The organism is Serratia sp. CY27727, assembly GCF_052169275.1.
GTDB classification, from domain to species: Bacteria; Pseudomonadota; Gammaproteobacteria; order Enterobacterales; family Enterobacteriaceae; genus Serratia; species Serratia sarumanii.
The window spans coordinates 110,414-134,175 of the sequence record NZ_JBJNLB010000008.1 but is presented as its reverse complement, the minus strand read 5'-3'; the positions used below and the strand labels follow the sequence as shown (position 1 = coordinate 134,175).

At 62.4% G+C, this 23,762-nt stretch carries 22 protein-coding genes; 9 read left to right on the top strand and 13 right to left on the bottom strand.

What is annotated here, in order from left to right; translation table 11 throughout:
• The first annotated feature begins 55 nt into the window (after positions 1 to 55).
• Positions 56 to 1,096, top strand: a complete 1,041-nt coding sequence (locus ACJ8HB_RS18715; protein WP_033635767.1) for an NADP(H)-dependent aldo-keto reductase — start codon at positions 56 to 58, stop codon at positions 1,094 to 1,096.
• A gap of 33 nt (positions 1,097 to 1,129) precedes the next feature.
• Here ACJ8HB_RS18715 and lplT read toward each other — a convergent pair whose 3' ends face one another.
• From lplT to ACJ8HB_RS18700, 3 genes are all read right to left on the bottom strand, one after another.
• Positions 1,130 to 2,314: a lysophospholipid transporter LplT gene (gene lplT / locus ACJ8HB_RS18710; RefSeq protein WP_033635770.1), complete on the bottom strand. Its 1,185-nt coding sequence runs from the start codon at positions 2,312 to 2,314 to the stop codon at positions 1,130 to 1,132.
• Entirely contained in the window at positions 2,311 to 4,467 is a 2,157-nt protein-coding gene (gene aas / locus ACJ8HB_RS18705; protein WP_047570706.1) for a bifunctional acyl-ACP--phospholipid O-acyltransferase/long-chain-fatty-acid--ACP ligase, read from the bottom strand. The genes lplT and aas overlap by 4 nt, the downstream gene beginning before the upstream one ends.
• Positions 4,468 to 4,815: 348 nt before the next feature.
• Positions 4,816 to 7,074, bottom strand: a complete 2,259-nt coding sequence (locus tag ACJ8HB_RS18700) for a molybdopterin guanine dinucleotide-containing S/N-oxide reductase (protein WP_164146093.1) — start codon at positions 7,072 to 7,074, stop codon at positions 4,816 to 4,818.
• A gap of 220 nt (positions 7,075 to 7,294) precedes the next feature.
• Here ACJ8HB_RS18700 and galR point away from each other — a divergent pair, with 220 nt between their 5' ends.
• From galR to ACJ8HB_RS18685, 3 genes are all read left to right on the top strand, one after another.
• Entirely contained in the window at positions 7,295 to 8,314 is a 1,020-nt protein-coding gene (gene galR, locus ACJ8HB_RS18695) for an HTH-type transcriptional regulator GalR (protein ID WP_033649496.1), read from the top strand.
• 159 nt (positions 8,315 to 8,473) lie between these two features.
• Positions 8,474 to 8,818 carry a type II toxin-antitoxin system RelE/ParE family toxin gene (locus ACJ8HB_RS18690; protein ID WP_033635775.1) on the top strand — a complete coding sequence of 115 codons (345 nt, stop codon included), beginning with the start codon at positions 8,474 to 8,476 and terminating at the stop codon, positions 8,816 to 8,818.
• 5 nt (positions 8,819 to 8,823) lie between these two features.
• A complete protein-coding gene (locus tag ACJ8HB_RS18685; protein WP_004931828.1) occupies positions 8,824 to 9,126 on the top strand; it encodes a helix-turn-helix domain-containing protein in 303 nt (100 codons plus the stop codon).
• A gap of 27 nt (positions 9,127 to 9,153) precedes the next feature.
• Here ACJ8HB_RS18685 and lysA read toward each other — a convergent pair whose 3' ends face one another.
• A complete protein-coding gene (lysA, locus tag ACJ8HB_RS18680; RefSeq protein WP_094860055.1) occupies positions 9,154 to 10,416 on the bottom strand; it encodes a diaminopimelate decarboxylase in 1,263 nt (420 codons plus the stop codon).
• Positions 10,417 to 10,549: 133 nt separating this feature from the next.
• Here lysA and ACJ8HB_RS18675 point away from each other — a divergent pair, with 133 nt between their 5' ends.
• Positions 10,550 to 11,473 carry a LysR family transcriptional regulator gene (locus ACJ8HB_RS18675; RefSeq protein WP_033654101.1) on the top strand — a complete coding sequence of 308 codons (924 nt, stop codon included), beginning with the start codon at positions 10,550 to 10,552 and terminating at the stop codon, positions 11,471 to 11,473.
• Positions 11,474 to 11,500: 27 nt separating this feature from the next.
• Here the strand turns inward: ACJ8HB_RS18675 and ACJ8HB_RS18670 are convergent, their stop codons facing one another.
• Entirely contained in the window at positions 11,501 to 12,409 is a 909-nt protein-coding gene (locus ACJ8HB_RS18670) for a LysR family transcriptional regulator (RefSeq protein WP_015378928.1), read from the bottom strand.
• Between the two features lie 108 nt (positions 12,410 to 12,517).
• Between ACJ8HB_RS18670 and ACJ8HB_RS18665 the strand changes: the two genes are divergently transcribed.
• Both ACJ8HB_RS18665 and ACJ8HB_RS18660 read left to right on the top strand, forming a co-directional pair.
• Positions 12,518 to 13,402, top strand: a complete 885-nt coding sequence (locus ACJ8HB_RS18665; protein ID WP_033635778.1) for an MBL fold metallo-hydrolase — start codon at positions 12,518 to 12,520, stop codon at positions 13,400 to 13,402.
• 68 nt (positions 13,403 to 13,470) lie between these two features.
• A complete protein-coding gene (locus ACJ8HB_RS18660) occupies positions 13,471 to 14,118 on the top strand; it encodes a DsbA family protein (protein ID WP_047570698.1) in 648 nt (215 codons plus the stop codon).
• A 32-nt stretch (positions 14,119 to 14,150) separates the two neighbouring features.
• Here the strand turns inward: ACJ8HB_RS18660 and ACJ8HB_RS18655 are convergent, their stop codons facing one another.
• Positions 14,151 to 14,858 carry a hypothetical protein gene (locus tag ACJ8HB_RS18655; RefSeq protein ID WP_033635780.1) on the bottom strand — a complete coding sequence of 236 codons (708 nt, stop codon included), beginning with the start codon at positions 14,856 to 14,858 and terminating at the stop codon, positions 14,151 to 14,153.
• A 205-nt stretch (positions 14,859 to 15,063) separates the two neighbouring features.
• On the opposite strand from ACJ8HB_RS18655, the gene ACJ8HB_RS18650 reads away from it, so the two are divergent.
• A complete protein-coding gene (locus ACJ8HB_RS18650) occupies positions 15,064 to 16,791 on the top strand; it encodes an ABC transporter ATP-binding protein/permease (RefSeq protein WP_047570696.1) in 1,728 nt (575 codons plus the stop codon).
• A gap of 36 nt (positions 16,792 to 16,827) precedes the next feature.
• Here ACJ8HB_RS18650 and agaF read toward each other — a convergent pair whose 3' ends face one another.
• Genes agaF through agaR form a run of 6 tightly spaced genes read right to left on the bottom strand, consistent with a single transcriptional unit; the run spans position 16,828 to position 21,508 of the window.
• On the bottom strand, positions 16,828 to 17,262 hold the full coding sequence (gene agaF / locus ACJ8HB_RS18645; protein ID WP_033654096.1) for a PTS galactosamine/N-acetylgalactosamine transporter subunit IIA: 435 nt from the start codon (positions 17,260 to 17,262) through the stop codon (positions 16,828 to 16,830).
• Positions 17,263 to 17,272: 10 nt separating this feature from the next.
• Entirely contained in the window at positions 17,273 to 18,166 is an 894-nt protein-coding gene (locus ACJ8HB_RS18640; protein WP_094860054.1) for a PTS system mannose/fructose/sorbose family transporter subunit IID, read from the bottom strand.
• Entirely contained in the window at positions 18,156 to 18,935 is a 780-nt protein-coding gene (agaW, locus tag ACJ8HB_RS18635; RefSeq protein WP_033635784.1) for a PTS N-acetylgalactosamine transporter subunit IIC, read from the bottom strand. The genes ACJ8HB_RS18640 and agaW overlap by 11 nt, the downstream gene beginning before the upstream one ends.
• A 14-nt stretch (positions 18,936 to 18,949) precedes the next feature.
• Positions 18,950 to 19,426 (bottom strand): PTS N-acetylgalactosamine transporter subunit IIB, encoded by a 477-nt coding sequence (gene agaV, locus ACJ8HB_RS18630; protein WP_019455696.1) that lies wholly within the window; start codon positions 19,424 to 19,426, stop codon positions 18,950 to 18,952.
• 1 nt (position 19,427) lies between these two features.
• On the bottom strand, positions 19,428 to 20,711 hold the full coding sequence (locus ACJ8HB_RS18625; RefSeq protein ID WP_047570694.1) for a D-tagatose-bisphosphate aldolase, class II, non-catalytic subunit: 1,284 nt from the start codon (positions 20,709 to 20,711) through the stop codon (positions 19,428 to 19,430).
• A gap of 23 nt (positions 20,712 to 20,734) precedes the next feature.
• Entirely contained in the window at positions 20,735 to 21,508 is a 774-nt protein-coding gene (agaR, locus tag ACJ8HB_RS18620) for a transcriptional repressor AgaR (RefSeq protein WP_033649488.1), read from the bottom strand.
• A gap of 503 nt (positions 21,509 to 22,011) precedes the next feature.
• On the opposite strand from agaR, the gene ACJ8HB_RS18615 reads away from it, so the two are divergent.
• Complete coding sequence (locus tag ACJ8HB_RS18615) at positions 22,012 to 23,232, top strand: CynX/NimT family MFS transporter (RefSeq protein WP_047570692.1); 1,221 nt, start codon at positions 22,012 to 22,014, stop codon at positions 23,230 to 23,232.
• 183 nt (positions 23,233 to 23,415) lie between these two features.
• Here the strand turns inward: ACJ8HB_RS18615 and ACJ8HB_RS18610 are convergent, their stop codons facing one another.
• Positions 23,416 to 23,529 carry a YmiA family putative membrane protein gene (locus ACJ8HB_RS18610; RefSeq protein ID WP_049232362.1) on the bottom strand — a complete coding sequence of 38 codons (114 nt, stop codon included), beginning with the start codon at positions 23,527 to 23,529 and terminating at the stop codon, positions 23,416 to 23,418.
• Positions 23,530 to 23,762: the final 233 nt, after the last annotated feature.

Here is a 23,762-nt window from a genome sequence, read left to right as displayed (position 1 = left end):
CCTGTTTCACCGGGCCGCGCGGCCCGTAAGCGCTAACAAGAAAGGAAGGCCGTTAATGCAATACCACCGTATTCCCCACAGTTCTTTAGAAGTGAGCGTGCTGGGACTGGGCACCATGACCTTTGGCGAACAGAACAGCGAAGCCGACGCCCATGCGCAACTGGACTATGCATTGGCCGCAGGCGTCAACCTGATAGACACCGCCGAACTGTACCCGGTGCCGCCCCGTCCGGAAACCCAGGGCCTGACCGAAAGCTATATCGGCAGCTGGCTCAAGGCGCGCGGCAATCGCGAAAAAATCGTCCTGGCCAGCAAAGTCTCGGGCCCGGTGCGCGGCACCGACAGCAGCATTCGCCCGCAGCAGGCGCTCGATCGCAAAAACATCCGCGCCGCGCTGGACGCCAGCCTCAAGCGGCTGAATACCGATTATCTCGATCTCTACCAATTGCACTGGCCGCAGCGCGCCACCAACTGTTTTGGCAAACTCAACTATCAATACACCGACGACAAAGCCACGGTCACGCTGCTGGAAACGCTGGAGGCGCTGACCGAGCAGGTGCGCGCCGGCAAGATCCGCTATATCGGGGTTTCCAATGAAACGCCCTGGGGCGTGATGCGCTACCTGCAACTGGCGGAGAAACACGAGCTGCCGCGCATCGTGTCGATTCAAAACCCGTACAGCCTGCTGAACCGCAGCTTTGAGATTGGCCTGGCCGAGATCAGCCAGCACGAAGGGGTGGAACTGCTGGCCTATTCCAGCCTGGCGTTCGGTACCCTGAGCGGTAAATACCTCAATGGCGCAAAACCGGCCGGTGCGCGCAATACGCTGTTCACCCGCTTCAACCGTTATTCAGGTCAGCAAACCCAGCTGGCGATCGCCGAGTACGTGGCGCTGGCAAAAAAACACGGGCTGGATCCTTCGCAGATGGCGTTGGCCTTCGTGCGTCAACAGCCGTTCGTCGCCAGCACCCTGCTGGGCGCCACCACGGTGGATCAGTTGAAAATCAACATCGACAGCCTCGATGTGGTATTGGATGAAGACGTGCTGCAGGCGCTCGAAGAAATCCATACCCGGTTTACCATTCCGGCGCCTTAATACAGCAAGGGCGCAGCCTGGCTGCGCCCCGTTTCACCGCCGCTGCGACCACCACAGCGCGCTAATCGCCAGCGCAAACACCACGCCAAACCCTACGCCGACGCCCACCACCGGCACGCCCAGCTTCACCACCAGCGAATACAGCGCCAGCATCAGCAACATGGCGGCGTTTTCACCCAGGTTTTGAACCGCGATAGCATTGCCGGCGCCGACCGAATGCTTGCCCCGCTCCTGCAGCAACGCATTGAGCGGCACCACGAAGAAGCCCCCCAGCATGCCGATGATCGCCAACAAGACATAGGCATTGAGCATGGTGGTTTGCAGCGCGAATACCGCGACCGCAACGCCGATCAGGATCCCGGCCGGCATGCAGCGCTTCACCGTCTTCAGCGTGACAAAGCGCGCGGCGGCGCCGGCCCCCACCACGATACCGACGGCTACCATGGCGTTCAGCAGCGTCGGCGTGGCGTTATCGGCGATGCCGAGCGCTACCGGCACCCACAGCACCAGCAGAAAACGCAGCGTCACGCCGGCCCCCCAGAACAGGCTGGTGCCGATCAAGGAAAAACGCGTCTGCCCATCGCGCCATAACGTGACGCAAGCGGTAAAGAAGCTGTTCGTCATGGCCCGCGGGCGCCAGGAAGCCCCAGGGCGCGCCGCCGCGAGGCGCGGAATATACAGGTTGGCGACCACCGCCCCCGCGTAAACCAAGGCGCAGACCGCCAGCGCCGCCACCACATGCCAGTCCGCCAGAATGCCACCGGCCACCGAACCGGTCAGAATGGCGGCGATAGTCGAGGCCTCCATCAGGCCGTTAGCCTTGACCAGCTTCTCGCCGCTGGTGATCTCGCCCAGAATGCCGTATTTGGCCGGCGAATACGCGGCGGCTCCCACCCCGACCAGGCTGTAGCCGAGGAACGGGTTTCCCCCAAAACAGATCACCAACGCCCCCGCCAATTTTAAGGCGTTGGCGAACATCATCACCCGCCCTTTGGCAAAGCTGTCGGCCACCTGGCCGACGAACGGCGCCAGGATGATGTAGGTGGCGACGAAGGCCATCTGCAGAATTGGCTGGCTCCAGTCCGGATACAGCTGCTGCTTGATCAACGCCAGCGTGGCGAACAGCAACGCATTGTCGCCGAACGCCGAGAGGAACTGCGCGCTGATGACGGCGATCATGCCGCGTGACAGCAAAGGGGACTCGGTCGAAGGATTCATCGGGCACTCTCCGGCTGTTCAGCCATATGACGCAGGGTGACGAAATCGGGTTTGCCGCTGCCGAGCACCGGCAGCGTTTTCAACAGGCGAATATCGCGCGGCACCGCCAGCTCCGGGCTGCCCAGCTCACGCGCCACCCGCAGCAATGCTTCACGAGTGATGGCGGGATCGGTGGTGAACAGCACCAGCGCCTCGCCTTTGCTGCTGTCACCTTTGGCCGTGGCGGCATGCATTTTTTCCGGCGACAGCCGTTGCGCCAGCAATTCGACGCTCTCCAGCGACACCATCTCGCCCGCCAGCTTGGCGAAGCGTTTCACGCGGCCGCGAATGGTGCAATAGCCTTGCTCATCCAGGCTGACGATATCGCCGGTGTCGTACCAGCCCGGCTGCAGCACGCCGTTCGCATCTTCCGCCGCCGGCGGTTCCAGCTCGCCGGGGCGCTCAACCCGCAGATAGCCTTTCATGATGTTCGGCCCCTTCAGCTGCAGGCGACCGCCGTTATCGATGCCCGGCACCGCAATCAGGCGCGCCTCCATCTGCGGCATGATGCGGCCGACGGTGCCCACCTTGGTCGCCAACGGCACGTTAATGGACACCACCGGCGCGCACTCGGTCACGCCATAGCCTTCCAGAATGCGGATGCCGTATTTGTCCTGGTAGATCTGTTTGGTGCTGTCCGCCAGTTTCTCCGCGCCGGCCACCACGTAGCGCAGGCGGGCGAAATCATACGGATGCGCGAAGCGCGCATAGTTGTTGAGGAAGGTCGCCGTGCCGAACAACACCGTGCAGTTGCGGTCATACACCAGCTCCGGCACCACGCGATAGTGCAGCGGGCTGGGGTAGAGGAAAATGCGGCTGCCGGTGATCAGCGGCGTAAGCAGCCCCACCGTCAGGCCGAACGAGTGGAACAGCGGCAGCGACGACATGAAACGGTCGCGCGGCGTGAAGTCGGCGATGGTGCGAATTTGTTCTACGTTAGCCAGCAGGCTGGCATGCGAATGCACCACGCCCTTGGGGTGGCCTTCGGAACCGGAAGTGAACAGGATCAGCGCCGCGTCCTCCGGGCGTTGCGGCAACGCCGCGCGCTGCGGCTGCAGCAAGTGCCGCAAAATCCACAGCTTGTCCGCCAGCGTAACGGTGTCTTTCAGATCTTCCAGATACACCCAGTTGGCCTGCGTCACCTGCTCCGGCAGGTGGGTCAGCTTGCCCTTCTCCAGAAACTGGCGCGAGGTGATGATGGTCTTGATGCCGGCGGCGAGCATCGCGCTGTTCAGGCCGTTGGCGCCAGCGGTGTAGTTGAGCATCGCCGGAATGCGGTTACGCAGCGAAGCGCCGAAGATCGCCGCCGCGGTGATGGTGGCGTTCGGCAACAGCAGCCCGACGTGTTCCCCTTCAGCGGTAAAGCGCTGCAGAATGCGGCTGACGCCCAGCGATTTCTTGATCAGCGTCTGGTAACTGTCTTCTTTGAAAGCGATGTCTTCGATACAGGGCTTGCGGCGCCCGTAGCGGTGCTGCGCCGCCAGCAAGGCATGGAACAGCGTCTGCGGTTCGCGCGTATCCATTCGCGCCCGCATCATGATCTGCATCAGCCGATCGCCCGCCAGCGCCCGGCGTTCACGCGCGCGCGGCGCTTCCGGCATCGGTAGCGTGGTCGGTGGCAAGATGCGGATGCTGATTTGCGGGAACCAGCGGATCTTGAATACCCCGGCCATGCGGCCGAACGGGCTGAACTCGGGGCCGTCGATCCGCACCGGCACCACGGTGGCGCCCGATTTGGCAGCGATAAACGCCGCGCCGTCGTAGATTTTCATCAGCGCGCCGGTCACGGTGATGCGCCCTTCAGGGAACACCACGATCGGCCGCCCCTGCTCGACCATGCGCACCAGTTGCTTGATGGCCATCGGCTTGGTGGGATCGAGCGAGACGAAATCAATGTAGGGCCGCAGCCAGCGCATAAACCAGCTCTCGCCGATGCTGGCGTAAACCGCAAACACCGGTTTAATCGGCAGGAACAGCGCCAGCAACACGCCGTCGAGGAAAGAGACGTGGTTCGGCGTAATCAGCAGTTTTTGCCGCTCGAAGTGCTGAACGTCCCCTTCGACCCGTACCCGAAACAGCAGGCGAAACAGCGCGCGCAGCAGTGAAAAGATCATGCCCTTCTCCCTTGGCCATGGAGGCGTAAATCGTTGTAGGGAAAAGAATACTATATGGCAGGCAAAAAAAAACCTACGCATCCGCGTAGGTTGGTGCAATTGAAAATGGCTTCAACATACAGAGTATGCTGATTTCTCACCAATCAATACCTCTGGGATCACCTACTCTAGAGAGATGGCGTGCAGGAAACTACCGGCGAATCGCAAGAGTTCTGCTCCAAATGCAACCAGCTGTAAATTTCCCGCGATCTGCTGTAATAACTCAATGAAACTTAAACCTTCCCGCAGCGGCGAAAAAATAAATACAGCCGCGACGGCGAGCCGGTTATCCCGACGTGAAACCTTCACTCATCGCGCGCTGACCTCCACCAGGCAACTCATGGCGTTCGGCCCCTGCGTCAGCGACGAGGTGCCGATATCCAGCGTCAGCACGTTCGGGTTGCCCGCCTGCTCGACCGGCCGACGCTGCGCGTCGTAACCCGGCTCGAACCAGGCGCCGGTCGCCATCAGCACCACGCCGCGCGTCACGCCGTCGGTGAGGGAGGCCCCCGCCAAACAGCTGCCGCGCGCATTGCTGACCAGCACTTCGGCGCCGTCCGCCACGCCGCGCTGCGCCGCGTCCTCCGGATGCATATACAGGGTTTCGCGCCCGGCGGTCTTATTGCCCTGCGCCAGCGGTGCCGGATCCATCTGGCTGTGCAGACGATCGCTCGGTTGAATGGAGATCAGATGCAGCGGCCAGGTTTTGGCCTGCGGCGCCCCCAGCCACTCGATCGGCGGCCGCCACTGCGGATGCGGAGCGAAATCCTCGTAGCGATAACCGGCGATCCGCTCGCTGAACAGTTCGATCTTGCCGCTGGGCGTCTGCAGCGGGTTAGCCTGCGGATCGGCGCGGAACGCGTCAAAAAACACGAACTCCTTGGCCGGCGCGGGCAGTTCGACATAGCCCCGGCGCCAAAAATCCTCAAACTCGGGCCAGGCGACGCCGGCGCGCCGCTGCGCCGCGCCGCATTGCCGATAGATATCTTCGATCCAGGCCCGCTCGCCGCGGTTTTCGGTAAAGCGCTCGCGATAGCCCAAGCGCTCCGCCAGATCGGCGAAGATATCGAAATCGTTGCGCGCCTGATGCTGCGGCGCAATCGCCTGATGCATCGCCAGCACGTAGCGATCGCGCGAGGAGCCGCCGATGTCGTTGCGCTCCAGCGAACTGGTGACCGGCAACACGATATCCGCCATTTTGGCCGCAGCCGTCCACCAGATATCTTGTACGATCACCGTATCCGGCTTCTGCCAGCCCTCCACCAGCCGATTCAACTGCTGATGGTGATGGAACGGGTTGCCGCCGGCCCAGTGCACCAGGTGGATATCCGGATACTGCCGCGTCTCGCCGCAAAATTGATAGGTTTCGCCGGGGTGCAGCAGCATGTCGCAGATGCGCGCCACCGGGATCGCCAGCCCGGCCGGGTTTTCCCCTACCGGCATGGTCGGCGCGGGGGTGTCCACGCGCGGGTTGCCGACGCCGTTCATCGAGCCGTGGCCGAACGAGAAGCCGCCGCCCGGCAGGCCCACCTGGCCCAACATCGACGACAGCGCGATCATCATCCAATAGGGTTGCTCGCCGCGGTGCGCGCGCTGTACGGAGTAGGAACAGGTGATAAAACTGCGCACGCCGATCAGCTGCCGCGCCAGCAGAGCGATGCGCGCCGCCGGAATGCCGGTAATGGCGCTGGCCCAGGCAGGCGTTTTCGCCACGCCGTCGCTCACGCCGTTCAGGTAATCCGCCAACTGTTGATAGCCCACGCAGTGGCTGTGCAGGAAGGCTTCGTCCTGCGCGCCCAGCCGTTGAATTTCGTAAGCCAGCGCCAGCATCAGCGCCACGTCGGTATTCGGCCGGATCGGGATCCACTCCGCGTTGACGAACCCGGGGCAGTCGTCGCGCATCGGGCTGATGTTGACAACCGGCGTGCCCTTGTGCGCCAGCTTTTGCAGCCAGGGTTTGAGCGCATGCTCCGCCGCACCGCCGGAAGAGACCTGGGCATTTTTCAGCGCCAGCCCGCCAAACGCCACAAACAGCTCGCAATGCTCCACCACGCTTGGCCAACTGGTGACGCGCCCGGTCAACGGCGAGAAAGTGCCGATCACATACGGCAGGAAAAACTGCGCCGCGCCCCAGCTGTAGTTGCCCTGCTGATCGACCCCGCCGCCGCCGCTGAAATAGAACCGTCGCACCAGCGAGCGCGCATGATGCAAGCGCCCGGCCGACGACCAGCCATAAGAGCCGGTAAACAGCCCGGAGGCGCCGTAGCGATCGCGCACCCGGCGATTCTCCTGCGCCACCAAATCGAGCGCCAGTTCCCAGTCCACTTCGACGAAATCTTCCCTGCCGCGCAGCGTGCGGTCGCTGCCCTCGCGCTTTTGCAGCCACGAGCGGCGCACCGCCGGCTTGCGGATACGTTTGTCGGAGTAAACCATCGGTACGATGGAATCGAGCAACGGCGAAGGGTCGGGATCGTCGGCGAAGGGTTCACAGCGGATAAGCCGGCCGTCTTCAACTACGGCGGTATAGGCGCCCCAATGGGCGAGCTGCGGATAGCGTTTAATGGACATGGCGTTCTCGGCGCAAATCGGAATGCACAGACGTTACCTCAGCCCGTCGCCAGTGCCAACGTACAAATTGCGCTATCGTTCGGCGGCCGACGGTTATGCGCGCAGCCGCGAAAAGATTCTGCAACGGCCGCCACAAGTTGCGCACAACACCGCTTGCAGCCCCGGTTTTTTTCCGCAAAACTGGGGGATGTAAGCGATTACCCAGGATGTGTTGACTGATATGGCTACGATAAAGGATGTTGCCAGGCTGGCGGGTGTTTCCGTGGCCACGGTATCCCGCGTGATAAACAATTCTCCCAAGGCCAGCGAAGGGTCGCGCACCGCGGTGCTGGCCGCCATGGAACAGCTGCAGTATCACCCCAATGCCAACGCACGGGCGCTGGCGCAGCAGTCCACCGAAACGCTGGGCCTGATCGTCTCCGACGTTTCCGACCCCTTCTTCGGGGCGATGGTCAAAGCGGTCGAGCAGGTGGCCTACGCCACCCACAATTTTCTGCTGATTGGCAACGGTTACCACGACGCCGAAAAAGAGCGTCAGGCGATTGAACAGCTGGTGCGACATCGCTGCGAGGCGCTGGTGGTGCACGCCAAAAGTCTGAGCGATCGGGAACTTGGCGGCTGGATGCAGCAGATCCCGGGCATGGTGCTGATCAACCGCACGCTGCCGGGTTTTGAAACGCGCTGCGTGGCGCTCGACGATCGCTACGGCGCCTGGCTGGCGACCCGTCATCTGATCCAGCAAGGGCATCAGCGCATCGCCATCATCTGCTCCACCCACCAGATTTCCGACGCCACCGATCGCCTGCAAGGCTATCTCGACGCTCTGCAGGAGCACGGCATTGCGGTGGATGAAAAGCTGATCGCCTACGGCGAACCGGACGAGATCGGCGGCGAACAGGCGATGACCGAATTGCTCGGCCGCGGCCGCTCGTTCTCCGCCGTTACCTGCTACAACGATCCGATGGCCGCCGGCGCGCTTTCGGTGCTGAGCGACAACAGCGTCGACGTACCGGGGCAAATTTCGCTGATCGGTTTCGACGACGTGCTGATTTCGCGCTACCTGCGGCCGCGCCTGACCACCGTTCGCTACCCGATCGTGGCGATGGCGACCCAGGCGGCGGAACTGGCCCTGGCCTTGGCCAATCGTCAACCGCTGCCGGAAATCACCAACATGTTCAGCCCGACGCTGGTGCGCCGCCACTCGGTTGCCACCCTCAACAACGCGCACGAACAGCCGTAATTCGCGCCGCCGCATGGGTGAGCCATCACCCGTGCGTTCATATTGCGCAGCCCGCCGCATTTCCCGCTTTTGGATTTTTTCCGCTCCCAGCGTTCGTGCATATTGTTGGCACAATAATCTTTACACTATATAGCATAAACGCTATATTCGGAGCGCATCATGTGGCAAGTGGTGACCGTCGAACGGTTCGACGACTGGTTTTTAGCGCTGAACAACGCCCAGCAAACAAGCATCCTGGCGGCGATCTTCAAATTACAGACGTTCGGCCCGCAGTTGACGCGGCCGCATGCCGATACGCTGTATTTTTCCGACGCGGTCCGGCAGTTGAAGGAGCTGCGCGTTCAACACCGCGGGCGCCCTTTCAGGGTGTTTTTCGCCTTTGACCCACAGCGGCAAGCAGTATTGCTGTGCGGTGGCGATAAAACCGGCGACAAACGCTTTTACCAGCGCATGTTGCCCATCGCCGCCATGGAGTTTTCACATTATCTGGCAACCCGGAGGTAGTGCAGATGGCCAAACCTTTATCCCAACTGATCGATAAACTCGATCCCGCCGTCGTTGCCGCCGCCAGGCAAAAAGCGGACCAGGAAATTTTCGAGCTGCGGCTGGCGATGCTGAGGGAAGAGCTGGCGGTCTCTCAGGTTGAATTGGCGAAGCGGCTCGGCATCAGCCAACCCTCCGTCGCCAATTTGGAAAAGCGCGGCAGCGAAATAAAGCTGTCGTCGCTCAAACGCTATATCGAGGCGATGGGCGGCACGCTGTCGCTGGATGTGCAATTGCCCAATGGCCAACACCGCCGCATGACGCTGTGAAGCGAGCGCAAGGCGCCCGCCCGTTTATCAGATAAGCTCCAGCGCGATCAGCTCTTCGATGGTCTGGCGGCGGCGGATCAGCCGCGGTTCGCCGTTTTCGAACAGCACTTCGGGCAACAGCGGGCGGCTGTTGTAGTTGGAGGACATCGATGCGCCGTAGGCGCCGGTGTCGTGGAACACCAGATAATCGCCGATCTGCACCGGCGGCAGTTCGCGGGTTTCTACGCCGCCGCCCGCCTGCTGGGTGAACACGTCGCCGGATTCGCACAGCGGCCCGGCAATTACCGTCTCGCGCAGCGCTTGCCGCGAGGTGTCGCGCCCATCGGCCGGCAACAGCGAAATATGGTGATAGCTGCCGTACATTGCCGGGCGCATCAGATCGTTAAAACCGGCGTCCACCAGCACGAAGTGGCGGCTGCCCATGTCTTTTACCGCCCGCACCTCGGCCACCAAGACGCCCGCTTCCGCCATCAGGAAACGCCCCGGTTCGATCTCCAACTGCACCGGATGCCCCAGATGCGCGGCGATGCGTTCACGCGCCCGGTTCCACAACCCGAAATAGTGTTCGGTATCGATCGCCTCTTCGCCGTACTGGTACGGGATAGACAGGCCACCGCCGGCGGAAATGGCGCTGATATCATGACCGAGATCGATCACCTGCTGCACCATCGCATCGCAGACGCGCTCCAGATGCTGGTAATCGACGCCGGAACCGATGTGCATATGCACGCCGATCAGTCTCAGGCCGTAGCGGCGAATTTTCTCCACCGCCTGCGGCAGATCGGCATACCAGATACCGTGCTTGCTGTTCTCGCCGCCGGTGTTGGTTTTCTGGCTGTGGCCGTGGCCAAAACCCGGGTTAATGCGCAGCCACACCGGGTGCCCTGCGGAAACCTGGCCGAGCTGATCCAGCATGTCGATGGAACCGGCGTTAACCGGGATCTTCAATTCGCTGACGCGCGCCAGCGTGGCATGATCCAACACGTCCGCGGTAAACACGATTTCGCTCGGTTCGCCGCCCGGCTGAAAACCGGCCTGCAGCGCCCGCTCGATCTCGCCCAGCGACACCGAATCCACCTTCACGCCCTGCTCGCGCATCAAGCGCAAAATATGAATGTTCGAACAGGCCTTCTGTGCGAAACGGATAGTGTCGAAATGGCGCAGCTGAGCGATGCGCTGGCTGATGATGTCCTCATCATAGGCCCAAACCGGGCAGCCGAAGCGCTGCGGCAAGGCCAGCAGGTTAGCGGCGTTCAACGCGGTGGAGGTGTCGTGCAACGGGCGTGGCATGGCGATATTCCCAATTCGAAAATGACGGCAGATAACGCCATAGTGCCGCACGCTGAATCGGGTGGAAAATATCTATTTAGCCGCAATCTATTCATTTATGATATGGCTTTCCCCTTAACCGAGCGGCCTCGCCATGCACAGCATCTCTTTGCGGCAGATCGAAATCTTTCGGGCGGTGATGACCACCGGCAACCTGACCGAGGCGGCGGCCCTGCTGCAGACCTCGCAACCGACCGTCAGCCGCGAGCTGGCGCGCTTTGAGAAGCTGATCCGGCTGCAGCTGTTCGATCGGGTGCGCGGGCGCTTGTCCCCTACCGTGCAGGGCCTACGGTTGTTCGAAGAGGTGCAGCGCTCCTATTACGGCCTCGATCGCATCGTCAACGCCGCCGCCGGCATCCGCCAGTTTCAGCAGGCGCAGCTGTCGATCGTGTGCCTGCCGGTATTTTCCCAATCGCTGCTGCCGGCGGTGTGCCGGCCCTTTATCGAACGTTACCCGGAAGTCAGCTTCAGCGTTATCCCGCAAGAGTCGCCGCTGCTGGAAGAGTGGCTGTCGGCCCAGCGCCACGATCTCGGGCTGACGGAAACCACCCTGACGCCGGCGGGCACCGAGCGGGTGACGCTGATGACGTTGAACGAAGTGTGCGTGCTGCCGACGGGCCACCCGCTGCTGCTGAAAGATCGGCTGACGCCGCAGGACTTCGCCGGGCAGAACTTTATCAGCCTGTCGAGCACCGACAGCTATCGCCACCTGTTGGATACGCTGTTCGGCGAGCAGGGCGTCGAGCGCCGCATGGTGATGGAAACGCACAGCGCGGCGTCGGTATGCGCCATGGTGAGGGCCGGCGTGGGGGTGTCGATCGTCAACCCGCTGACGGCGCTCGACTATGCCGGCAACGGCGTGCACGTGCGGCCGTTCAGCATCGACGTGCCGTTCACCGTCAGCCTGATTCGGCCGCTACACCGCCCCTCGTCGGCGCTGGTGACGGCCTTTATCGACCACCTTCATCAGCAGGCCGCCACCTTTGTCGCCCGGCTGGCCGCCGCCGTCAGGCGCTGAAAGCGGCGGGGGAATATTGCCGCAGCATCAGCGCAGCGTCGCCTGCCACTGCGGATCGGTGGCGAACCATTCCACCAGAAAGTCCAGCATGGTGCGCAAGGTGGCGGGCATCTGGCGGCGCGAGGTGTAGATGCCGTAGATGCCCATCGACTGTGGCCGGTAATCCGGCAACAGTTCGACCAGTTCGCCGCTGGCCAGCAGCGGCGCCGCCGAATAATAGGGCTGCATGGAAATGCCCGCGCCCTGCACCGTGCCGGCCATCAGCACCACCGACTCGTTGGCGCTCAGGTTGCCGCTGACCGCCACCGCCGATTTCACCCCCTGCGCGTCAAAATGCCACAGGCTTTTGCCGAAATAGGAATAAGTCAGGCAGTTGTGCAACGCCAAATCCTGCGGCTGGCGTGGGGTGCCGTGCGCCGCCAGATAAGCGGGCGCGGCGCACACCACCGATGCGCAGGTGGACAGCGGGCGGGCGATCAGGTTGGGATCCAGCTCGTTGGTGATGCGCAGCGCCAGATCGATGCGCTCTTCCACCAGGTTCACCGCCCGATTGTTCATCTGCAGATCGACCGCCACCTGCGGGTGGCGCTTCAGATACTGAGCGACCGCCCCCACCAGCGCCGTTTGCCCGAGCGACTGCGAACAGGTGATGCGCAGCAGGCCGCGCAACTCGTCGCTCTGCCCTTCCTCCACCAGGTCGATCTCCCCCGCCAGCGCCAGCATTTGCCGGCAGCGCTCCAGAGTACGCTCACCGGCGTCGGTCAGACTAAGCTTACGGGTAGTACGGTGCAGTAAACGCGCCCCGGCCCATTGCTCCATCTGCGCCAGGTAGCGCGTCACCATCGCGCGCGACATCTCCAGCGTTTCCGCAGCGGCGATCATGCTGCCGCGATCGACGATGGTGACAAAAACCTCTGCGGCGGTAATGCGATCCATGATTAGTCCGATTTATGCAACGAATAATTGCTTATTATCCGGTTTTTCTATCGCTTTATGCAACCTAACATCATTACAACATTAACCGATACCTAAGGACCTCTGCCCATGTTTAAGAAATCACTGTTAACTCTGGCCTTCACCGGCGTCGCCACCCTCAGCACCTACGCCACCGCGGCCGACACCCTGACCATGGAAGTGTATAACCCGGGCGAGAAAAGCGTGTTCCCGGTGTCTTCCGAAATCATCAGCGGCAAACACGAAGTGGCGCTGATCGACGCTCAGTTCCAGCGTAACGACGCTGAAGCGCTGGTGAAAAAGATCAAGGCGACCGGCAAGAAACTGACCACCGTTTATATCAGCCACTCAGACCCGGATTTCTATTTCGGTCTGGACGTGATTAAAGCGGCCTTCCCGGAGGCGAAAATCATCGCTTCGCCAGGCACCATCAAGGACATCAACGCCACCAAAGACGGCAAAGTCGCCTATTGGGGCCCGATCCTGAAAGACAACGCGCCGAAAACCGTGATCGTGCCGCAGCCGCTGCAGGGCGACAGCTTCACCATCGACGGCCAGAAAGTGGAAGTGAAAGGCCTGAACGGCCCGACCCCCGATCGCACCTTCGTGTGGATCCCGGCGCTGAAAGCGGTAGTAGGCGGTGTCGCGGTCGCCGGTGACAATATCCATCCGTGGATCGCCGACAACCAGAGCGTGGAATCGCGCCAGCACTGGCAGCAGACGCTGAAAAACATCGAAGCGCTGAAGCCGCAGGTCGTGGTGCCGGGCCACTTCCTGCCGGGCGCAGCGCAAACGCTGGCATCGGTGCACTTTACCCAGAAATACCTGACCACGCTGGAAGCCGAGCTGCCGAAGGCCAAGGATTCCGCCGCGCTGATTGAGGCGATGAAAAAGCACTACCCGACGCTGAAAGATGAGTCGAGCCTGGAACTGAGCGCGAAAGTGCTGAAAGGCGAGATGAAGTGGCCGCAATAAGCGCCCGTGCGTGATTGAACCAGCCCTGGCGCCGCGGTGAGCTGCCGCGCGCCAGGCGAGGAGTAAAGATGACCGAAACCACTCTGCATTACATTTTCGATCCGCTGTGCGGCTGGTGTTACGGCGCCGCGCCACTGGTGAAAGCGGCTCAGAACCTCCCTGGGCTGAAGGTTGTGCCGCACGCCGGCGGCATGATGACCGGCAACAACCGTCGCCAAATCACCGACGAATGGCGCAACTACGTCATTCCGCACGACAAACGCATCGCCGAGATGACGGGCCAGCCTTTTGGCGAAGCCTATTTCAACGGCCTGCTGCGCGACACCACGGCGGTGATGGATTCCGAGCCGCCGATCACCGCCATCCTGGCGGCGGAAAAGCTGGCGGGCCGCGGGCTGGACATGCTGCACCGCATTCAGCAGGCGCACTATCAAGAAGGCCGGCGCATCGCCGATACGCCGGTGCTGGAAGCGTTGGCGAAAGAGCTGGGGTTGCCTTCGGCGGCGTTTATCGCCGAAATGCGTTTCAACACCGGCGCGCCAACCGCGCAGCACATCGCGGAAAGCCGGGCGCTGCTGGCCAAAGTGCAAGGCCAGGGCTTCCCGACCTTTGCGCTGCAGGACAGTGAAGGCCGTCTGCATCTGCTGCCGGCCGGCAACTATCTGGGTAACGTGGAAGCCTGGAAAAACCTGCTGGGCGCCGCCGCGCTGGCGTAACCAACCTTTCCCGCCCCGGCTGCCGGGGCGGGTCATTCGACCCGCACGAACCGCCCTTCCGCCCGCACGTTGTGACCGAACCCGCAATCCCCGCGCGTGTGCATCTCCAGCGCTTGCTCGCCAAATTCCAGCGTGACGTCGCAGACCTGCGCGCTTTCCGAGTCATGCTGATGGTAGACCGCTTTGCCGTGCTCAATTGGCAGCTCGGCGGTGAAGTCACCCATGTTCGGCCCGTAATACAGCCCCATCTGCGGCATGGCGTAGCCGGAAAAATCGATCAGCCAGCGCTCGCCCTGCGGCTTCACCGCCACTTCGCTCCACACGCCGCGCCCGGCGTATTGCCAATACACGCCGCCCGGCCCCTGCGGCTGCGGCCGCTGCGCCAGGCGTTGGCGCAACAGGCTCATGTTGTGCTGCGATTTGTCATCGTGCGGCGCCAGCGCCAGGTAGGCCTGTGCCTTGAGCAATTCCCCGGCGCGCATCAGCGACAGCGCCACGTTGTTGTAGGCCGTGGCGATGGCCTGCTCGCTCAGGCCGCAAAACTCGCTCCAGGCCGCCTGATCGCGAAAGATGTCGGCAGCTTTGGCGTAATCCTGCCGCTGATAGGCCTTTTTTCCCAGTTCGGCGTAGCTCGCCACCTTTTGGCAGTCGGCGGCGATGTCCGGCTCGTCAATGTGCGCCCAGGCCCGGGCGCCGGCGAAGACGCCGCAGGTCAGCAACAGGGGAAACCAAGCCTTCATCGTTTATCCTTTCTGCAAAAATTCGGCGCCAGTATAACCGCCCGGCGGTGGAGTGTATGCCGCAATTGCGCCCGTCGGCGTGCCGCTGTCGATTCAGCCGCCTTATTTCAAACGGTTAGCGGAGTTAAAACTGCTTACAGTCGCGGTTTGTTTGTTACCGGCCCGCAGCCCATGCTGAACGAAATACCGCAATTATCGAGCCGTTATGAACGCAACCCCCTTGCAGAAACACGCCGTTTGGCAGCTGATCAAACCCTTTTGGGTGTCGGAGGAGCGATGGCGCGCCTGGATGATGCTGATCGCCATCGTCGTCCTGTCGCTCGGCCTGGTCTATATCAGCGTGCAGATCAACCAGTGGAACCAAGTGTTCTACGATGCGCTGCAGAACAAAAACTACCCGGTATTCAAGGCGCAGCTGTGGCGTTTTACCTATCTGGCGCTGATCTTCATCGTGCTGGCGGTCTACAAGATCTACCTGACTCAGGGGCTGCAGATGCGCTGGCGGCGCTGGATGACGGAAAAGTTCATGGCAAAGTGGCTGGCGCACCAGGCGTATTACCACGCCGAGCAGCAGCAGATCGTCGATAATCCCGATCAGCGTATCGCCGAAGATCTCAACGTCTTGACCCAATATACCCTGTCGCTGTCGCTCGGGCTGCTCTCCAGCCTGGTGACGCTGTTTTCCTTTATCGACATCCTATGGCACGTCAGCGGGCCAATGACCTTCGCGCTCGGCCAGCATGCCATCACCTTGCCCGGTTATATGGTGTGGTTCGCGCTGCTGTATGCGGTGCTGGGATCGCTGCTGATCTGGTGGGTCGGCAAACCTCTGGTCATGCTGGGCTTCAACCAGGAACGGTATGAGGCAAACTTCCGTTTCGGCCTGATCCGCATCCGCGAAAACAACGACGCCATCGCGCTGTACCACGGCGAACCGCGCGAGGCGCAGCAGCTGGGCGATCGTTTTGACACCATTCGCAGCAACTGGTGGGCGATTATGCGCATCACCCGGCGGCTGAACATCGCCACCAACTTCTACGGCCAGTTCGCCATTGTATTTCCCCTGCTGGTGGCGGCGCCGCGCTACTTCTCCGGCGCCATTCAGATGGGCGGCCTGATGCAGATCGCCTCGGCCTTCGGCCAGGTACAGGGTGCGCTGTCGTGGTTCATCGACGCATTTAACGATTTGGCGACCTGGAAAGCCTGCGTCAACCGTCTGGCCGGCTTCAACGCCGCCGTCGATCAGGTGCATCATCAGCCGCGCGGCATTCAGCTGCGGGAAGAGACCGCCCATCCGTTGACGCTGAGCAACCTCAGCCTGCACTTGCCCGACGGCCAGCCGCTGCTGGCCGGCGCCGAGATGACGCTGCAACGCGGCGATCGCCTGCTGATCGTCGGCCCTTCCGGCTGCGGCAAGTCGACGCTGCTGCGGGCCATCGCCGGTATCTGGCCTTACGGCGCGGGCGCCATTGGGGTAGCGGCCAATGCCAACACGTTGTTCCTGCCGCAGCGCAGCTACATTCCGATCGGCACGCTGCGCGAAGCGTTGAGCTACCCGAGCCTGGCGTCGGAATACAGCGATCCGCAGCTGATGCGAGTGCTGGAAAACTGCCGCCTGAAGCACCTGCTGCGTTGGCTGGATACCTCCGCCAACTGGAGCCATCGCCTGTCGCCGGGCGAGCAACAGCGGCTGGCGTTCGCCCGTGCCCTGTTGATTCGCCCGAACATCCTGTTCCTCGACGAGGCCACCAGCGCGCTGGACGACGAAACCGAACAGTTGATGTACTGCCTGCTGGTGGATGAACTGCCGGACGTGACGCTGATCAGCGTGGCGCACCGCAACAGCGTGGCGAAGTACCACCAGACCTGCTGGCGCTTCAGCCGCAGCGAAGATCAACCGGCGCGCCTGATGCTAAGCCCGCTGCCGGCATAACCCGCAGAGCCGGGCGCGGCGGCGCCCGGCGTTCGTTCAGATGCCGTCGGCCGGCACGTCTTCGCATTTCACCCGGCGGCGCTCATGCCACAGGCTGGTCAGGCCGCGTTTGCCGCACGCCAGCGCCACCTCGCGAAACTCATCCAGGCTCAACCCGTCGCGCTCCAGCATCATTTCCGCCGCCAGCTGCATGTTGACGCCGGTCAGCACTTCGCAATCGCCCTGCGCATCCGCCAGTTCGCAGGCGCTGCGAAACGGCGAGCCGCCGAGCATGTCGGTGAGAAACACCACGCCGTCCGGCTGCGCCACCGCCGCCAGCGCCGAGCGCAAGGCGTCGTTGAGCTGCGCGGTGCTCATCTGTTCGGGGAAATCGACCGCCGCGCAGTGCCGCTGCGGCCCCACCACCTGCTCCACCGCCTGCAACAGCCCGGTGGCGAAGCCGCCGTGGCCGGTAATCACAATGCCTGGCATAGCCCGCTCCTCACAAAATGCCGATAAATTTGCCCGCCACGCCGATCGCTACGGTGACGCCAATCAGCTTCACCGGCGAGAAACCGCGCTTCATCAGGAAGAAAATGAGCAGCGTGAAGCACAGCGGCAACAGGTTGGGCATCAGCTTGTCCAACACGTCTGTCTGCAGCGCCACCCTGGCCTTGCCGGCATGCATCACCAACGGCGTGGACAGATGCACATACGAGGCCACCAGCGCGCCGATCACCGTCATGCCGCCGATCGACGCGGCGTGAGAAATGCGCCGGGTGTGGGTCTTCAACAGCGCCAGCGCGCTGGTGCCGGCCTGATATCCGTAGTGCGCCAGCCCGAAGCGCAGGCCGAAGTGGAACAGGTTGAACAGCAGCAGGAAGACGATCGGCCCGAACAGGCTGCCCTCCAATGCCAGCGAAGCGCCTATCCCGGCGCAGATCGGCAGCAGCGTCAGCCAAAACAGCGCGTCGCCGATGCCGCCGAGCGGCCCCATCAGCGCCACTTTCACCGCGCGAATGGTGGAGATCTTCTCCTTGTTCTGCTCCATCGCCAGCACCAGGCCGGACAGGAAGGTGACGTCGAACGGGTGCACGTTGATAAATTCCATGTGCATCTTCATCGAGTTGGCCAGATCCTGCGGGTTGCGGTGGATCTTGCGCAGCCCGGGGATCAGCTGGTACAGCCAACCGCCGGCCTGCATGCGTTCATAGTTGAACGACGCCTGCAGCAGCAGCGAACGCCAGGCCATGCGGTTGATGTCGCCGCGCGTCAGCGCTTCGGCGGGCTGGCTGTCCAGATAGTCGTCCTGCTCCACCTGGCTGGTGGCCAGCGCCTGCGCCATGCGTTGCTCGGCCTTTTGCGCCAGCAGATCGTCGGAATCGTTAAATGCCATCTTCGGCGTCCTCCTGCGGAGCGGGCCGGGCCGTCGCCTCTGCCGCGCCGCGTTGCGTGTTGAAGAAATCGATCAGGGCGATCGCCAGGGCGCCCAGCGCCACCGCCAGGATCGGCAGCTTGAGGAACGTGACCGAGATAAAGCCGAGGATAAAATAGGCCACGTAGGTTTTTTTCATCATCACCTTCATCAGCAGCGAGAAGCCGATTGCCGGCATCATGCCGCCCGCCACCGCCAGCCCGTCCAGCAGCCAACCCGGCGCTTTCTGCACCATGGCGCTGGCCGCATCGGCGCCGAAGTAAATCGGCAGGAACGCCACCACGAAATAGAAGATGAACAGGATGCCGATGCCGAGATAGTTCACCCGTTCGACGCCGCGCCAGTTCAGCTCTTTCACCATGCGATCGCAGCGGTGCATCATCGGCGAGAACAGCGTAAACAGCAGCGTGATGCAGCCCTGCACCGCAATCGAGAATGGCACCGCCACGCCGATCGCCACTTTAGGGTCGGCCTTGGTCAGAATGGCGAACGCGGTGCCGATCACCCCGCCGATCACCACGTTCGGCGGTTGGGCGCCCGCCAGCGGCACCATCCCCATCCACACCAGCTCCAGCGTACCGCCCACCAGCAAGCCGGTGTAGACATCGCCCAAGATCAGCCCCACCAGAGGCCCCATCACCACCGGCCGATGGAAGTGGGTCAGGCCGTCGAACAGGTCCACCCCCGCCAGCCCGGCCAACAACGCAATCAATAACGCATCCGTCAACATGCTTTCCCCCTGGCTCAAAAGAGCAATTTGCCGATAGCCTCGCCCGCCTCATCCGGCACCCGGCGCACTTCGCACTCCACGCCCAGCGCCGCTAACGCGCGAAACGCGGCCACGTCGCCGTCGTCCAGCGACACCGTTTTGTGCACCTGCCGCTTCCCCTCGGCGAAGTGCATGTTGCCGACGTTGACGAAACGGATCGGCACCCCGCCGCGCACCAGCGTCAACACATCCTGCGGCGTTTTGCACACCAGAAAAATCTTCTGCCGATCCGCCGCCTTGTGGATCACGTCGATGGTTTTCTGCAGCGTGAAGTAGCGGGTCTGCACCCCTTCCGCCACCACCATGTCCATCAGGTTCTGCTGCACCGGATCGGCGGCGGCCTCGTCGTTGGCCACCACCACCAGGTTGGCGCCGAGGGTGTTGGTCCAGGTCACGCCCACCTGGCCGTGCACCAGGCGATTGTCGATGCGGGTCATTAAAATGTTCGGCATGTCAGCGGCCCTCCGGGTAGCAGGCGGCGTGGTAATCGTCGAGCACCTGCGTCACTTTATGCAGCACCCACTCTTGCGGATCGGCGCTCAATTCGCCGGCGTTCAGCGCCCGCGCCTGATCCGGCAGGTACTGGCTGAGCAGCGCCAGCGGCGCCGGGCTGCGGCGCAGGTTGTCCAGCAGCCCGTCGACCGCCTGCTGCACCTGCGGCTGCGGCCAGTAGTAACGCACCCGATCGCTCAGGCTGTAGTGGCGATCGAGGTACTGTTGGTGCGGCGTGCCGTGGTAATAGCGGCTCCACTGCTGCGGCTGCTCGCGCATCACCTGCTCCAGCGTGGCGCACAGCTGCGCCGACTGGCGCTCCCCCAGCCATTCACGCTCGATGCGATCGAGGGCGAACAGCGCTTCGCGCAGCGCGAAGGTCAGCGCCGGCCCCACCTTCAGGATGGCGAAGTGATCGCGCACCAGTTGGCGGTAGGCCTGCGGCGGCTGATAGTCCGTGGAGTGCGCTTCATAGATCATGCCCGGCTGGCGTTCGATGAAATGGCTCAATGCGTCGGCGCGCTGCGACTGATAGCGTTCGACGCGGTGGTGATCGAACTCGACTCCCGGCTGCACCACCAGCGCGATGGTTCTCTGCCAGGCATCGTTCAGCTCGGCCTGTTGCCAGGCGATACGGTGCGTTTCCAGCGTTTGCGCCACCGCCTGCGGCGTGGTGACCTGCAGACTCGCCAGCGCCTCCTGCGCGCCGCCCGGCACCGGCACTTCGGTGCCAATCACATAGACCGGCGCTTCGCCGCCGCTCTGCATCCAGGCCCGCTCCGCCACCGCGCACAAGCGCGCCGCACGCTCGGCGACCGTGGCATCCCCCAGGGGCGAGGGATCGCCGGCGCACGACATGGAACAATCGAGGTGAATCTTGCGAAATCCGGCGCGAACGTAATCGTCGATCAAGGTTTCCGCCAGCGCCATCGCCTCCTGAGCCGGGCGATCTTGCCAGGCGTTGGGCCCCAGGTGATCGCCGCCCAGCCACACGCGATCGCGCGCGAGGCCAACCTCATCCGCCAGATGCCACAGCGCATCGCGGAACTGGGTCGCCGTTTGGCCGGTATAGCCGCCGAACTGATTGACCTGGTTGGACGTCGCCTCCACCAATACCGGCGTGCCGCGCGCTTTGGCCTGCCGCAGCGCGGCCTTCAGAACCCAGGGATGGGCGGAACAGACGGAAAAGATCCCGACCGGCATACCGGCCTTGTGCTGCTCGACAAGCTGTAACAACTGCTGCATGAAGCCCCCATGCAGGCGCCCTGCTACCGATCGGCGATGATGACCTCTACGCCCAGCTCGGTTAACGCCCGCTCGTAATCGTCCGGAAGACGGCTGTCGGTGATCAGCCGATGGATTTGTCCGGCTTCGCGAATCATGCAAAAGCTCTTGCGACCGAATTTGCTGGCATCCGCCACCGCGATAATCTCGCGCGCCACCTCGCACATCACGCGATTGAGGTGCGCCTCACCGGGGTGAGGCGTGGTAATGCCGGCGCTCAGATCGAACCCGTCGACGCCCAAAAACAGCTTGTCGAAGCGGTACTGACGCAATTGCTGCTCGGCGGCCGGACCGTAGAGCGAGTAAGAGTTGCGGCGCACGCTGCCCCCCAGCACCATAACCTCCACCCCGTCGTTTCCCGAAAGCTCGTAGGCAATGTTCAGCGCATTGGTCATCACCACCAGATCGCGCCGCCCCTTCAGGAACGGCACGATCTGCGTGGTGGTGGAGCCGGAATCGAGGATCAGCGCATCGCCGTCGCGCACATAGCCGGCCGCCGCGTTGGCGATCAGCGTTTTGACGTCGCGATTCAACCGCCCCTTGTCCCGCAGCGGCCGATCGAAAGCGAATTGCTGATTGAGCATCGCGCCGCCGTAAGCGCGCAGCGCACACCCTTTTCGTTCCAGAAAGCGCAGATCGTTGCGGATCGTCACCGTGGATACCGCAAACTGTTTGCTGAGCTGCTCCACGCGCACGCTGCCGTGCTCGCATAACAGATCGATAATGTGTTCACGTCGCTTTGCGGTATTCACTGGCATGAGCTGCGGTCCTCAGGTTTCCGGCATCGCCGGGGAGAAGATGGCTTTCGCTCTACTGCGCAGGCATTACAGCAAAGCGAAAGCAATGAAATTGTGATCGGGCTTACAGCCCGGTTTTAGCAAAAAAACCGTCAAAAAACCTTTCGAATCGAAACGGATCGAAAAGCAAAAAAGCGGAAGGGAGAAAAAGTGAAATGCCAGGATGGGCGAGAAGCCCGGAGCGCCGAGGTGTGGGCTGCGAGGAAAGCGAAAGCGGCGCCTGGCGCGCCCCGCGCCCTGACTTTTAGTTCACTCAGTGACCAGGATCACATAATGGCAATTATCCTGCGGCCGGCGAGGGTTAACCGCCGCCATCCCGCTGGGCCATCCCCTTGTCAGCGCGCGCCATCTTCCCTACACTTGCGATCGGATACCGTCGATTTGTCGGTACGTAAGCGTTAACGTCAATCAACGCATCATGCCATGCAGCACTGATTGACTGCATGCCCTGGTGCGAGGAACCCATGCCGCAACCCGCTTCACCCCCAGCGTCCACCGCGACCCCGCGTCGCCGATTACACCGCCCCGTTCTGCTGATCATCGGCATTATGCTGATCGCGGCCAACCTGCGCGCCGCCCTGACCAGCGTCGGCCCTCTGCTGGAACAGATCCAGCAGCAGCTGGCGTTGTCCGCCACCGCCGCCGGCCTGATCAACTCGCTGCCGCTGATCCTGTTCGCCATCCTCTCGCCATTGACTCCGGCGCTGGCGAAACGCATCGGCATCGAGCGCACCCTGGGTCTCGCCCTCGCGCTGCTGGTCTGCGGCATCGCGCTGCGTTCCCTGCCGCAAGACGCCATGCTATGGCCGGGCAGCATCCTGATCGGCGCCGCCATCGCCTTCGCCAACGTAGTGCTGCCGACGCTGGTGAAAAGAGATTTCCCGCATCGCGCCGCCGCGATGATCGCCGCCTATGCGGCGGTGATGTCGCTGGTTGCCGCCATCGCCTCCGGCCTGGCGGTGCCGCTGGCTGCCCTGGCCGACCTCGGCTGGCGCTTCTCCTTACTGTGCTGGGGGTTGCCCGCGTTGCTGGCGCTGCTGGTGTGGCTGCCGCAGCTGCGACGCTCAGCCACTCCCGCCGCCAAAGCGCCGCAGCCGACGGAGCCACAGCGCTATCGCTCTCCCTGGGGCAGCGCGCTGGGTTGGCAAGTGGCGATGTTCATGGGGCTGCAATCGATCGCCTTCTACACCATCATCGGCTGGTTCAGCGCCTTTGCCGCCAGCTACGGCACCTCAGCTCAGCAGGCAGGTTTCGAGCTGTTCGTTTACCAGGTGGTGGCCATCGTCGCCAACTTTGTCATGGTGGTGATTTTGCCGCGCGCACACGATCAACGGGCGATAGCGCTGGGCAGCTCGCTGCTGATCTTTATCGGCGTCGGGGGATTGTTGGTGCAACCCGCCAGTTCACTGGTGTGGCTGACGTTTGCCGGATTGGGGGCGGGGAGTTCGCTGGTGCTGGCGCTGTCGTTCTTTGGATTGCGCAGCCAGCATCATCATCAGGCGACGCTGCTGTCGGGTATGGCACAATCCGTCGGTTATCTGTTGGCGGCGCTGGGGCCCACCCTATTCGGCCTGCTGCACGATCTGACGGCAGGTTGGCGTTTGCCGTTGATCGCCCTGCTGTGCCTGACCGTCTTGCAAATGCTGTTCGGCGCGCTGGCCGGCCGCAGCCGCGTGATCAGCTAACGCGGCTGCGCGATGGGGGCCGCGGCGGCTCAGAGTCGGTATCCTGCCATAAGTCTTCAATAAAGGCGCGCTGCTCATCGCTCAGCACCCATGACGGCGGAATTTTGGACTGTGCGCGACGCTCAGCGCCCTCACGGTTTTTAGCCTGCTTCTTGTTCACGAATCGCCTTCCTGCTTAACCTGCTAACTCAGTAACCAGTAAATCACGGCGGCGGTTAACAGCCAGAACAGCCCGCTACCGATAAATACACACAGCCATGCTCTACGTTTGATATCTGATCCATCCTTGCTCACCACAGCGCCCTCAACCAATAGATTAAACCATTCAAACCGTGATTATTGATCTATTTTAACGATCAATAAAGTGGCTTTTTCCTATGGAAATTTAAAAAACAGCTGCCAGCCATAGGCCTGCATCACCGCCTCAGTAAGAACGACACCGTGGATATCACTGTTATCGGCAGGCGATAACTTGTATTGATAGGCGAACGAAGGTGCAGTGTGCCATACCTTGGAAGGTCGAAATTAAA